The following is an 11,604-nucleotide window of genomic DNA, read 5'->3' on the forward strand; positions in this document are numbered from 1 at the left end:
GGTCGGGGCAAGCGCACCGACCGGGCTGATCAGGGGGCGGGCTGTCATCCCGCCGCTGCGGCGGACCCGTGAGCGGTCATCTGCGGTCTCCCGGCAGATCGAGGGTCAGCATCGTTTGGGCGTGGCTGACCAGCTCGGCCATCGCTTGCCGGGGCAGGAAGGCGGGCGGTCCGTCGGCGCCGACCCGGACGGCGCGGACAGGCCCGTCGGTCGTGTCGATCAGGCCCAATGTGACCTGCGTCGCCGAGCCGGCGGGAGTTCGTGCGGGGACGATCAGCGGTGTTCCGCTCCAGTGGTGTCCTCGCATGTGCGCCTCCCCGTTAGGCTGTCAGGGCCATGAGCTGGGCGCTGACAGTGCTACCGAATGTTGGTAGCAAGTGTCAGCGCTGGTAGCGAGGCTGCGCAATGACCTGATCGGGTGACCTCTGCGGTCGGCTCCACCTGCACTAGCATGTGCTGCATGGCTGGTAGCACCGCGAGGCGCCGATGAACCTCGGCGACGCGCTGAAGGAGGCGCGGGAGTCGCGTGGAGTCTCGCTGCGGAAGTTGGCCGTGCTCATCGGTCGCAAGGAGTCGGATTCCGGACTGATCTCGCGCTGGGAAACCGGCGAGCGCAACCCCAAGCCCGACGACGTCGCCTCGATCGTCGAGGCGCTCGGTATCGGCGACGATGCCGGCGCCGAGTTGATGGCGATGGTGACCAATGCGGAGCAGAGCGGCCGCTGGCATGCCGTGACGGTCGTGGAGCAGCGGCAGCAGATGAACGCGCTGCTGGCTGCGGAGCGGACGGCGACAACCGTCACACACCTGGCTCCGCTGCTGATCCCCGGCGTTCTCCAGACCAGCGCGGTCATTCGCGCCATCATGGTCGACGCGGAGGTGCCCGCCGACGAGATCGATGAACGCGTGGCCATCCGGATCGGTCGGCGCGATCTGATCACCCGCAAGTCACCGGCGACGCTTGATGTGTTGCTGGGTGAAGCGGCGATCAGGCATGTCATCGGCGGCAGGGACGTCTGGGTCGAGCAGTTGACGTACCTCTCGGAGATGATCGAGCTGCCCAACGTCAAGGTGCGGATCATCCCGTTCGAAGCCGGATGGACACCCGTACTGACTGGATCGTTCATCCTGTTCGACTCGGCTCAGGCGCCGTCGATCATCAATCTCGAGCTGCATCGCGGCGGCTTGATGCTTTACGCCGAGGAAGACATTGCGGTGCATCGGCGGAAGGCCGAGGTGGCGCGCAGCAAGGCGATGAGCGAGGAGAAGAGCCTCGAGCTCATCGCCAAGGTGAAGAACGAGCTGATGGAGGCGAAGAAATGACGAACTCGACCGGCTGGTTCAAGTCGAGCTGGAGCTCCGAAACCGCGGACTGCGTTGAGGTGCGCCTCGGTGACGACGTCGGGGTGCGTGACTCGAAGGCGCCGTCCGACGGGCAGCTTGCGGTTGACCAGGTTGCCTGGGGCGCGTTCCTGGAGCGCCTCACGAAAGCCTGACCCGCGCACTGTTTCATCGAACGCGTGTTCTATCTGCGTGGTAGGTTCACGTCGTTCGAGGTCGTGGGTTCGGGAGGTCGAAGTGGCGTGGTTGCTGAGGGAGCGAGTCACCGGTTGCGAGTGGCGCATCGGCGACAGCGACCTCGCCTGGGAGGCCGGCGGCTACGACACCGCCAGATTCGAACTCCACGTCCTCGATGAAGACGTCACCGGGGCGCCGGACGGCCTTCCCAGCTTCAGGCGGAAGTCGGCAGCCTGCTCGTCGTAAAGCCTGCTCGGCAGCCTTGACGATCACCGGTGGCGAGCGAGCTGCCCCGTTCCTACGATGATCACCTCGGGTGCGGCGATCGCGGGGTGGGTGCCGGATGACGGGGATGCTTCGTCTGGCCGTCGGACTGGCCGCGGGCCTGGCGCTCACGCCGGTGACCGTGTGCCTGCTGCGCCGGTCGATGAACTCCAAGCTGTCGGGCGCGTGGGTCGCTGAGGTGATCGTTGTCGTCGCGGCCGCGGGCGCGGTCGTGGCGCTCTGGACTCCGGTCGCCATGGCCTTCGGCGCTGCATTCGCCTTGTTGGGTGTCCCGGCTGCGGCCGTCGATGCCGTCGAGCACCGCATCCCGGACTTGCTCAGCCTCCCGCTGTGCGGCGCCACTGTTGTCGCCGCAATCGTTGCCGCGATCGCGGGCGATGATGTCGGATGCGGCCTGCGCGCTCTCGTTGGCGGTGCGGCTTGGGGCGCAGCGTTGCTGCTGTCCTACCTGATCACCGGTCAACCGGGACCTGGAGACGTCAAGCTCGCTCCGAGTGTCGGTATTTTGTTGGGCTGGTTCGGCTGGCCCTGGGTCCTAAGCGGCTTCCTCGCGACGTACGTCCTCACCGCGGTAGCGGGATTGATCGGCGTGCTGCTCCGGAGGTACTCGTTCCGGGAGGGCCAGGTGCCGATGGGGCCGTCCATGATCGTGGCCGCCTTCGCGTGCGGCACACTCGCCCAGCTCTGATCAGGCTGAGCGTCGGTCCCCTTCCGAGTCCTGGCTCCGGCGATGCCGTGCCTGGTCGACGATGTCCGCGTGCTGACTCACCCAGTCGGCCAGCGGCTGCATGGCTTCGAGCGCTTCCCGCGTTGCCGGGGCCAGCGAGTAGACGACAGACGGCGGGAACACGCCCGCCTCCTGGTCGCGGACGATCAAGCGGTCGGCGGTCATCGTCTTCAATGTCCGCGTCAGGACGCTGGCATGAAGCACTCGTGGCCGTCCGGACCAGCTGTTCGCCGCTGCGGCGTCGTTGAGCGAGCCGACAATGTCGAGCAGCTCGGTGTAGTGCTTCGGGCCGCTCTTCAGTGCCAGCAGGATCGCCGTCATCCAGTCACCGCCGAAGAGCTGCTTCGCGTCATGCAGCTTGCGCAGGCGCTCGGCGTCCTCGGCGGTGATCGCCTGTGTGCTCGGTCGAGTCATCGTTCCCTCCCCGGTTCGATCACCCCAGGCTGTTGATCTTAAGTTTCCGCAGGTCACGTCTCAACTATCGCGTCGGCATTCACCTGATCAGGTCTTAATTTCAGTTAAGTCGCCTGGTGAGCGGTACCGTCGAGGGGAGCTGAGGAGGGGTGATGGCCGAACGCGGGCGTGACTTCGCGGACAAGCTGAACCACCTGTTCGCCGTCACGAAATCGCCGGGCGGTGACGAGTACAGCAACGACTTCGCGGCGGACTCGATCACGGTCGCCGGCACGAAGATCTCCGGCACGTACATCTGGCAGCTGCGCAAGCGGAAGCGGGACAACCCAACGATCAAGCACGTCGAGGGACTGGCCAAGTTCTTCGGAGTGCCGGTCAACTACTTCTTCGACGACGACGTGACCGATCGCGTCGACCAGCAGCTCCGGGACCTGGCAGCGGAGCAGGAACGCCTCAAGGCGAACTCTGGCGACCAGGAGGCGCAGCGGATCGCCATGCGCGCGGGCGAGCTGACGCCGGATCGCCGTCAGCTCGTCATGGACCTGCTCGACGTCGTCTACCGAGACCAACAGGCTGCTCGGGAGCGAGGGGAGCGGTGAACGAGCGGCTGCTGCGTCGCCGGTGCCGGCGGCTACTGAAGGACCTGGACATCGGGCCTCCGCTGGACGTTTTCGAGCTGTGCCGACGCGTGGGTGACCGCCGCGGCAAGCCGATCCGCTTGCTCGCCCACTCGATTCCGGTGCCCGGTCCGTTCGGCGTGTGGATCAGCACCCGCCCGGCGGATTACATCCTCTACCAGCGCGAAACCAGCAAGCCGCACCAAAACCACATCATCCTGCACGAACTGGGCCACTTGCTGGCCGGCCACGAGAGCGATCCGTGCGATGACGAGCTCTTGGCCGGGCTGTACCCGGACATGTCGACAGACAGCCTGCGCCAGCGCTATCCGGATCTCGAGCCGGACGCCGTTCGCCGGGCGCTGCGGCGCACCTCCTACGACACCGAGCAGGAGCGTGAGGCCGAGACGACGGCGACGATCATCCTGGAATGGGCGTCGGTCCTGGACCAGGTCGGCGTCAGCGGAAGATCGAGCGAGGCGGCTCAGGAAATGGGAGCCGCGCTCGAAGGCCGGCTGGGGTGGCTGTGACACCTCTGGTCCTCGCGTACGGGATCGTGTCAGCCGCCCTGCTGCTGTGGCTGGCCGCCAGGCTGGCGCGGAACCCGAGGAACTTCGCCTTGCGTAGCGTGACAGCGCTCGTGGCGTGCCTGGCCTTGGCGTTCCCGTTCGGCGCTGCGGCCGACAAAGGCGCCCATGTGGCAGGCCTGGCGCCGATGATCGCGCGGCTGATCCAGCACGGTCTTCTGCTGGTCGGCGTGTACAGCCTCGTGTGCTTCTTCCTGTTCTCGACCGGGAACCGAACAGCCGCCCGGCGACGCGCCGGCTGGTACGCAGTTCTGCTCCTGTTGGCGGAGGGCGTGCTTCTCGTCGCCGCGCTGGCGACACCGGCGTCCGCCCGGACCAACGACCAGTCGGTGCCCAGCGTGGCGGTCTTCTTCATCGCCGCCGACGTCTTCATGGCACTCGGCTTCGCGACAGCGGCAGTCTGGGCCTGGCGGTACGCGCGTGAAGCGGGCGGGCGGCTGGCCCGTGGACTGCGCATCGCGGCCGTCGGCCTGGTCGCGATCGTCTTGGCGAACTGCGTGTTCGTGCCCGCGATCGTGCTGGGGTTGATCTTTCACGTCGGCGTCGCCGATCGCGGTGGGTCAGCCGGGACGGTTGTAGGTGCGCTCGCCGTCACTGTCCTGCTGATGCCGGGTGTTCTGCTGTTTCTGGCCGGGGTCACCTACCCGGCTGTGGTAACGAGGCTGGGTGCGGTGCGGATCTGGTGGCGCCACCGCCGCGGGTACCGGCAACTTGCGCCACTGTGGACGGTGCTGCACTCGGAGTTTCCGGATGACGCACTGGATCGTGTGCCGGCAGCGCCGTGGCGAGACGCATTGCGGCTGCGGGGGACGCACCGCCGGTATTACCGCCGGGTCGTCGAATGCCGCGACGGCTTGGTCCGGATCAGCCCGTACCTCGCGCGGACCGACGCTTCCGCCGATTTGCCGAGCCGTCTGCAGGAGGCGCTCGCTGCGCACGCGGCCGGTGAGCACGTTCCGGCGAAGGCGGTTCCGGTCGCCCTGCCGGACGGGGACGGACTGGAGTCGGACGTTCGCGAGCTGGTGCAGCTGGCGCGAGGCCTGGAGACGAGGAGAGCGGGATGACCAAGGCGCTGATCATCGGTGGCGGAATCGCAGGGCCGGTCACGGCCATGGCCCTGCAGAAGGCGGGTATCGATTCCGTCGTGTACGAGGCATATCGGACAGGCGCGGACGACGTTGGCGCGTTCATGACGATCATGAACAACGGCTTCGACGCCTTGAACGCGATCGAGGCTGACAAGCCGGTGCTGCAGGCCTCCTTCCCCGCCGACCGCGCGTTGTTCTGGAGCGGCTCGGGTAAGCGACTCGGCGAAGCACCCATCGGCGGCGGCTCGGCCGGCGCGTACGGGCCGCACACCATCAAGCGTGCTGAGCTGTACCGCGTGCTGCACGACGAGGCCGCCCGGCGCGGGATCAAGATCGAGCACGGCATGCGGCTCGACGACGTCGACACTGGCCTCGAGAATGGGGTGGTGGCGACCTTCGAGGACGGTTCCCGCCAGGTAGGTGACCTGCTGATCGGCGCCGACGGGATCCACTCGGCCACCCGGGAGATCATCGACCCGCACGCGCCCGAGCCGCGCTACACGGGAACGGTCGTGTTGTGTGGCTACGCCCGGCAGGCGCCGGTCGAGCCTTTGCCTGGTGTGTACCGGATGATCTACGGCAAGCGCGTCTTCTTCGCCTACACAACCGCGCCGGACGGCGAGACGTGGTGGTTCGTGAACCTGCCGCGTCCGGAGCTGTCCAAGGCAGAACTGGCGTCGACGTCGCTAGATGAGTGGAAGCGGCAGGCGACGGCATTGCTTCGCCGTGACCGCTCGCCGGCGGCGTCGATCGTGGAGGCGTCGGAGCAGATCCGCGCGAGCAACGGCTACGACATCGCCTCGACGCCGAGGTGGCACGCCGGCCGGATGATCGTCATCGGCGACGCCGCCCACGCCGCGGCGCCGAACGCCGGGCACGGTGCGTCGATGGCGATGGAGGACGCCGTCGTCCTGGCCAAGTGCCTACGCGACGCGCCCGAGGTGGTGGCGGCGTTCCGGGCCTACGAGCAGCAGCGCCGGGAGCGGGTCGAGCGTTTGGTCGCGACCAGCGCGAGGATGGGCGGCACGGCGACTCCTGGCCCGATCAAGCGGATCATCCGCGACATCGCGATCAGGAAGCGGCTTGAGGGCGGGCCTCGCAACACAGCCGCATGGCTCACCCAGCACCACGTCGACTGGACGGACTAATTGCATGTCCGAGGATCTAGTGCTGTCTTTGCAGCGCTAGGCGATCCAGTTCCTCTATGATTACTATCATTGCATCTGGCTCAATTTGAATTACATCTGGAGCTGCTTGGTGCCAGCTTGAGATTCTTAAGGCTTCCGCGACGGCCTGCACTCTGCGTTGGCGAGTGCAATTTCGGGCTGCTTTGATTAATAATTGGGCCTGTATGTCGGAGTCGGGTATCGAACGTGTGACCGACTCCGCGCGATCGGTTTCTCCAACTTTTAATAGTGCGCCAGCTACGACGGAAAGGGCGTCTATCTGCCAGTCGCCGCCGGAAATGGAACGCGCCACTTCCTCGGCGTGGTCGAGTCTGCCCTGCTTGACCAACTCTTCGGTCAGAATATCTAGCGCCAATCCCGAATCGCTGTGGTCTGTAATGGCGCGCGCGATTGCCTCGGCTTGAGTGAGGAGCTTGTGTGGCTGCTCCCTTGATTCTGTTTGAGAAGCTGCCTCGGCAGCCCAAGTCAACGCCTGAACTTGTAAGACAGGGTCGGCAATAGATTGCACGATAGCCTCGACGCTTCTCATGTCACAATTTTCGGCAACAGCTTTGATTAGTGGTTGGATGAGTAGCTCTAAGTCGGATACGCTGGCCTGGGAGCGTGTTAGAGAGATAATCGTCTGGACCATATTTGCAAGGCGGCTATTGTTGTCAGACTTGGCGAGCTTCCTGGCAATTGAGATCTGTGCATGGTTTTTGCCAATGGGGTCGACGATCGAGCGCGCCAGTCTCTCTGCATCTCTGGTTAATCCTGCCTCAATCATGGCCTCGACGGCAGTTGCGGCCGCGGTGCTCTGCATCTCGCCGGGGCTCATAATTCGCACAATTGCCGCAGTGGGTTCGAGGTGCCCGATCCTGATAAAACCGACGAGTATTAGGGTTAGGAGTTCGTTATGCTTAGAGGGGTCATCGTAGCGCGACAGAACCATATTTAGTGCGCGCTTGAGTGTCTCTTGTGAAGGTGCAGGCTTGCCCGATTTGCTCATACCTTCGGCTAGCGAAACAAGCATTTTCACTTGTTTGGCATAATCGTCAGTTGATTGAATAAGTGGTTCTGCCTGAGCAAATAGGCCAGCCTTGACTAGCGCCTCGACTATTGAACCCATTGCTTTCCCCTGATAACTTTGAATTGTAATACTGCGCGCCACCATCTCTGCCTGTGTGAGGTCCCCCAACTTGACCAGGATGTCAGTTATTGACACTTGCGCTCGTGCGCGCATTTCTAGGTCGGCCATGTGGTCGACTATAGTTTTTGTGCGTTCTACGAAGGAGCGTGCCTGACTATGCAGGTTGACGCTTATCAGCTTGTCGGCGAGCGAAATCAGTTCTTTTGCCTCACGTTCAAGATTGTTGACTGATCGAGCGAGGTTCTCGCTGCGTTGAAGGACGTCGCTTGCGGCTCTGTGGTCGTTGATGATCGTCATGGCCCTGGCTGCTGAAGTGAGTATCTGGGCTTGTTGGCCTGGGTCATCCGTGAGGTGCGCGATTTTTAGTGCGCGACTGAAGTCCCCGGATTTTGCAAACGCTCCAGCCAGTAGTTCTAGGATATGAATCTTTTCGGAGTCGGAGATAATGCAAGTGGCGATGGATTCGGCGCGGATTAGATTGCCAATCTTGATCAACGATTTTGCGATGGATGCCAGTATCTCGGATCGGCCGAACTTATTTTTGATGGAGTATGCAAGCATCTCGGCGTGGTCGACTTTGTTAGTCGCGGTTAATGCTTCGACTACCGGTATGAGCGCATGAATTCGATAGAAAAGATCTGATATGCCCATTGCAATCGCTTCAGCGCGACCGACATCATTTGATTTGAGGAAGGATCGTATGGCAAATATGAGGGACTCTGCTCGCCAGTCGGCGTCCGGGACTGAACGCGCGACTGCTTCGGAGTGCGAACAATTGCCAATCCTCGCCAGAGTTTCGACTACGGTCACCAGCATCTGTATGCGCTCGGGTCGAGGTGCTGCGTATGCTATCGTCTCAGCGCGTGCTGTAATTTTGTTTGACTCGTCACTGTTGCCCGCAAAGGCGAGAGTGGTGGCGATGGAAGCAAGTGCTTGCACTTGCTCGAAGGGGGCTGCAGAACCCGCGATGGTCTCGGCGCGTTCAAGGAGCTCGGATGCCTGTTTGTGCTTGCCGATCTCAATCAATGTCTTCGAGATTGTTGCGAGTAGTCTTACCTGGAAAACTGAGTAGTTACTCGAAGCAGCTATTGCTTCAGCGTGCTCAATGTGGCCGGCCTTGCTGAGTGCTTTGACTACCAAACCCAATTCTCTTGCTTTGCTGTTTGGATCGGTTATGGATTGCGCTATTGCTTCGGCGTGCTCCACTTTGCCAGCATGGATCAGATTATCGATCACCAATTCTAGCCCTGACGGTTTTCCTGGTGACCAATTGATGGAACGCGCAAGGGTCTCGGCTCGATCGATGTTGTCGAAGTTGATCAACGCCTCGACGGCCGCGTACAAGACATCTGCGTGATCTCCGGGTCCGGACGCGACAGCGGCGGCTGCGGCTTCGGCAGTGCTAAGTAGTTCTCTAACTTCTTCGGTGGCGCCATGCTGCTTTAATGAGGTGGCCGCAAAAATCGATGCGTAGATTCGATCTTCAGGTTCGGGTATTGATCTAATGAGGGATTCGGCTCGCTTTATTTGACCCAGTGCTGCCCAGGCGGCAGGTAGCTCTGTTGGAATGCTTCGGTTGCGGGCGAGAAGGCGATCTCGGTGGATGGAAAGGCGAACCATCTCAACTAAGGCTGGTTCGACTTGGTTCGCGATCATGCTTTGGGTTGCGGCGATTTCGGTTAGGATAAGTGCATCGCCTCCTGACAAGCTGAGCATGCGGTCCTGGCGGGCGATATCGGTAGCGCAGTTCGTCATTCTTCGCGCGTCGCCGGCTGCTTGAAGCATGTGAAAGTAACCGTGAAGCAGATATTCTGGGGTTTCCGTCGGCCATTGTTTTTCCTGATACTGACCAGCCCATGCGTGGATACGCTCGCGGTAACCGATCAGGCGACGTTCGCCTAGCATTTCCAAGGCTGTGACCTGAAGCTGCTCGTGGCCTAGCAGGAATACATTGGCTCCGTCGGGGCTAAGATGACTGTTGCGTATAGAGAAGGTCCGTCCGGTCACAGTCCGTAGATGGTCGTCGATGTCCCACGTTGACGATCCGGTTAGCTCCGCCAAGTCCGGCGAAGACAGTCCGCCGCCTGCTGCGGCGACCAGGCCGAGCAAGTCCTGCTCGGCGATTGTACCGCGCAACAGTCGCTTCAGTTCACGTTCCATCGCTGTTCGCGTGACTTGCGCCTTCGGTGAGGGTGCTAATCGACGGATGACCGACTGGTCATGTAGTGGGTGAAACGCTGGTACGTCGGTAGGGATCGGAGGATTCGGCCTACTGGCGACGATCGCACGCATCTCGGCTGGTAGTTCCGCAGGGAGAAGGGCGGCGATACTGTGTGAGTCTGAACTGTCGTGTGCCCCTCTGTCTTCATCGAGCCCGTCGACGAGGAGGAGAAACTGCTCGCCGCGACGGTGACAGCACTCGGCTGCTTCGGTAAGGAGGCCTAACAGGTGCGCCTCGCGCGTGGACTCGGTCATGAACGGAGGCATCGTCTCGCCAAGAACGGCCAGCAGTTGCTCCATCACGTTGTCGATGAACGCATTTCGATCGTTCTGGCTGGCCAGTCGTGCCGTGACGAAAAACGACACAACTCTGACGTTTTCAGGTGGTTTTAGCGCGAACCACGACATTAGTGCCGACTTGCCTGACCATGCCTTGCCAATCCACCAGTAGTACTTGCCAGCCGTCTCAGGTGCGCGACAAAACTCAGTCAGTTCAGCGAGTTCGGTGTCCCGTCCGACCAGCTGGGGCGGAGCGATCCGCTTCACCTGCTCGCGATACCGCGTTCGCACGGGGACTCCGGTCACCAAGTTGACGTCACCGAGATGCACGCCGGAGTTGGCGTAGCCGCCAGGTGCAGTGGCTGCGCCGCTGTCAGTGACAGTGTTCCGGCTCGGCTGTTCCTTTGGCATTTGTTCAATCCAGGAATTCGTCGAGCGATGTTAAATGTAATGTCAATCCAGTTGGATGCCGGTGACCGCGTCCCCTCCTCCAGAAGCTTCGGCTCGGCCTGTGCGCTCCACGCATATGCGAGCATCGAGGACGCTCGCCTTGCCGGAGATACCGGTGGTCGCTTTGCCGCCGGTATCGGCCCTGGCTGGGCCGGTGTCGGACACCGTTGCCGACTTCCCGGCTGGCGGTGTGCGCACCGCGGCCCATACTGCGACGCCCACTGCTGCCAGCGCACCTAACGCCGACGTCATCGTCGCGGTCTTGTTCACGTCGTCCCAGCGTGCGATCGCGAACCATGTTGTCAGCGCTGCCGCCAATCCACAGGTGACGACCAACGCGACACGCGCAGCACTCATAGTTGCCCCATCGTCGAGATTTGATCAACTACAACGGCAAGCCCGATCCCACTCTAGTCCTGTCGTCCTCAACCGTCGACAGGCGGTCTCGGGTGTTTGCGATGAAGAGTGAATTTCAGCGGCAACTCATACGTACTCCAAAGTCCGTGTCATGCGCCGTTTGCAGTGCGTGGGACAGTGGCCTGTAGACCGGATTCATAGCGGCAGATTGATCCGGTTTGGAGGTCGAAATGTCTAATCCGAAATCTGTTCGGCTGGTGGGCCGGACTGCTGTCACGGGCTCGATCGTGATCGCCACGCTCAGTGCAGCGTTGACGCCGGCCGCGGACGCAGCCGTCCACTTCGGTCTGAGGGACTCCTGCGGGTATCAGAGCTGGGGCGTGTACCGGCATTGTGACGGTGGCACGGGTTCCACCGTCATGCTTGACGTCCAGGACATCTGGGGCAACATCTACCACTACTGCGTCGGCCCTGGCGTGACGGACCTGCAGCCAGTGATCAGATGGCGTGTTACTGGCGCCTGGTGGAACGGTGGCGTCGGATGTGCTCCCGGCTACTACGGGCCGGAGTGAAGCACACATTCGAGTGAATAGAACTGTGTTGGCTCATGACGTCTCGATTGCCCGGTTTGATGAACCTGATCAACGGTTCGTCAGAGAGGTTGAACAATGATGCAAAGCTGGTTCTCGGTGGCGGGGCTTATTCTCGTGTCGGCGGGATTGGTGAGTTGTACGGGAGAAATTCAG

General features: G+C 62.2%; 13 protein-coding genes. 9 read left to right on the forward strand and 4 right to left on the reverse strand.

Translation table 11 applies throughout. The features are described from left to right. Positions 1-76 precede the first annotated feature (76 nt). A complete protein-coding gene (locus A3CE_RS57065; RefSeq protein ID WP_125592348.1) occupies positions 77-307 on the reverse strand; it encodes a hypothetical protein in 231 nt (76 codons plus the stop codon). A gap of 179 nt (positions 308-486) precedes the next feature. On the opposite strand from A3CE_RS57065, the gene A3CE_RS52785 reads away from it, so the two are divergent. The 4 genes from A3CE_RS52785 (at position 487) to A3CE_RS0144565 (ending at position 2,491) form a co-directional block, all read left to right on the forward strand. Further along, positions 487-1,323, forward strand: coding sequence for a helix-turn-helix domain-containing protein (locus A3CE_RS52785; protein WP_020646604.1), 837 nt, complete (start codon positions 487-489; stop codon positions 1,321-1,323). After that, positions 1,320-1,496, forward strand: coding sequence for a DUF397 domain-containing protein (locus tag A3CE_RS0144555; RefSeq protein WP_020646605.1), 177 nt, complete (start codon positions 1,320-1,322; stop codon positions 1,494-1,496). Before A3CE_RS52785 ends, A3CE_RS0144555 begins: the two co-directional genes overlap by 4 nt. 82 nt (positions 1,497-1,578) lie before the next feature. Continuing rightward, entirely contained in the window at positions 1,579-1,764 is a 186-nt protein-coding gene (locus A3CE_RS0144560) for a hypothetical protein (RefSeq protein WP_020646606.1), read from the forward strand. A gap of 97 nt (positions 1,765-1,861) precedes the next feature. After that, the gene (locus A3CE_RS0144565) at positions 1,862-2,491 is read left to right on the forward strand and encodes a prepilin peptidase (protein WP_020646607.1); all 630 of its coding nucleotides are present in this window, start codon (positions 1,862-1,864) and stop codon (positions 2,489-2,491) included. Here A3CE_RS0144565 and A3CE_RS0144570 read toward each other — a convergent pair whose 3' ends face one another. After that, positions 2,492-2,944 carry a winged helix-turn-helix transcriptional regulator gene (locus tag A3CE_RS0144570; RefSeq protein ID WP_020646608.1) on the reverse strand — a complete coding sequence of 151 codons (453 nt, stop codon included), beginning with the start codon at positions 2,942-2,944 and terminating at the stop codon, positions 2,492-2,494. It lies immediately after the preceding gene. A gap of 152 nt (positions 2,945-3,096) precedes the next feature. On the opposite strand from A3CE_RS0144570, the gene A3CE_RS0144575 reads away from it, so the two are divergent. Genes A3CE_RS0144575 through A3CE_RS0144590 form a run of 4 tightly spaced genes read left to right on the forward strand, consistent with a single transcriptional unit; the run spans position 3,097 to position 6,384 of the window. After that, positions 3,097-3,543 carry a hypothetical protein gene (locus tag A3CE_RS0144575; RefSeq protein WP_020646609.1) on the forward strand — a complete coding sequence of 149 codons (447 nt, stop codon included), beginning with the start codon at positions 3,097-3,099 and terminating at the stop codon, positions 3,541-3,543. After that, entirely contained in the window at positions 3,540-4,091 is a 552-nt protein-coding gene (locus tag A3CE_RS0144580) for a hypothetical protein (RefSeq protein ID WP_020646610.1), read from the forward strand. The genes A3CE_RS0144575 and A3CE_RS0144580 overlap by 4 nt, the downstream gene beginning before the upstream one ends. Continuing rightward, a complete protein-coding gene (locus tag A3CE_RS0144585) occupies positions 4,082-5,212 on the forward strand; it encodes an MAB_1171c family putative transporter (protein WP_020646611.1) in 1,131 nt (376 codons plus the stop codon). Before A3CE_RS0144580 ends, A3CE_RS0144585 begins: the two co-directional genes overlap by 10 nt. Next, positions 5,209-6,384 (forward strand): FAD-dependent oxidoreductase, encoded by a 1,176-nt coding sequence (locus A3CE_RS0144590; protein ID WP_020646612.1) that lies wholly within the window; start codon positions 5,209-5,211, stop codon positions 6,382-6,384. Before A3CE_RS0144585 ends, A3CE_RS0144590 begins: the two co-directional genes overlap by 4 nt. A 16-nt stretch (positions 6,385-6,400) precedes the next feature. Here the strand turns inward: A3CE_RS0144590 and A3CE_RS57070 are convergent, their stop codons facing one another. Both A3CE_RS57070 and A3CE_RS57075 read right to left on the reverse strand, forming a co-directional pair. Further along, positions 6,401-10,318, reverse strand: a complete 3,918-nt coding sequence (locus A3CE_RS57070) for a P-loop NTPase family protein (protein ID WP_125592346.1) — start codon at positions 10,316-10,318, stop codon at positions 6,401-6,403. A gap of 186 nt (positions 10,319-10,504) precedes the next feature. Then, the gene (locus A3CE_RS57075; protein ID WP_125592344.1) at positions 10,505-10,858 is read right to left on the reverse strand and encodes a hypothetical protein; all 354 of its coding nucleotides are present in this window, start codon (positions 10,856-10,858) and stop codon (positions 10,505-10,507) included. Between the two features lie 230 nt (positions 10,859-11,088). Here A3CE_RS57075 and A3CE_RS59085 point away from each other — a divergent pair, with 230 nt between their 5' ends. Continuing rightward, positions 11,089-11,430 (forward strand): DUF6355 family natural product biosynthesis protein, encoded by a 342-nt coding sequence (locus A3CE_RS59085; protein ID WP_063714273.1) that lies wholly within the window; start codon positions 11,089-11,091, stop codon positions 11,428-11,430. Positions 11,431-11,604: the final 174 nt, after the last annotated feature.

The sequence above is a fragment of the Amycolatopsis balhimycina FH 1894 genome, assembly GCF_000384295.1.
GTDB classification, from domain to species: domain Bacteria; phylum Actinomycetota; class Actinomycetes; order Mycobacteriales; family Pseudonocardiaceae; genus Amycolatopsis; species Amycolatopsis balhimycina.

What these genes read in the sequence shown, in the direction of transcription:
- A3CE_RS0144570 (WP_020646608.1), bottom strand. Translation starts at nt 2,944, where the DNA reads ATGACTCGACCGAGCACACAGGCGATCACCGCCGAGGACGCCGAGCGC.
- A3CE_RS57075 (WP_125592344.1), bottom strand. Translation starts at nt 10,858, where the DNA reads ATGAGTGCTGCGCGTGTCGCGTTGGTCGTCACCTGTGGATTGGCGGCA.
- A3CE_RS57065 (WP_125592348.1), bottom strand. Translation starts at nt 307, where the DNA reads ATGCGAGGACACCACTGGAGCGGAACACCGCTGATCGTCCCCGCACGA.
- A3CE_RS52785 (WP_020646604.1), top strand. Translation starts at nt 487, where the DNA reads ATGAACCTCGGCGACGCGCTGAAGGAGGCGCGGGAGTCGCGTGGAGTC.
- A3CE_RS0144565 (WP_020646607.1), top strand. Translation starts at nt 1,862, where the DNA reads ATGACGGGGATGCTTCGTCTGGCCGTCGGACTGGCCGCGGGCCTGGCG.
- A3CE_RS0144555 (WP_020646605.1), top strand. Translation starts at nt 1,320, where the DNA reads ATGACGAACTCGACCGGCTGGTTCAAGTCGAGCTGGAGCTCCGAAACC.
- A3CE_RS59085 (WP_063714273.1), top strand. Translation starts at nt 11,089, where the DNA reads ATGTCTAATCCGAAATCTGTTCGGCTGGTGGGCCGGACTGCTGTCACG.
- A3CE_RS0144575 (WP_020646609.1), top strand. Translation starts at nt 3,097, where the DNA reads ATGGCCGAACGCGGGCGTGACTTCGCGGACAAGCTGAACCACCTGTTC.
- A3CE_RS0144590 (WP_020646612.1), top strand. Translation starts at nt 5,209, where the DNA reads ATGACCAAGGCGCTGATCATCGGTGGCGGAATCGCAGGGCCGGTCACG.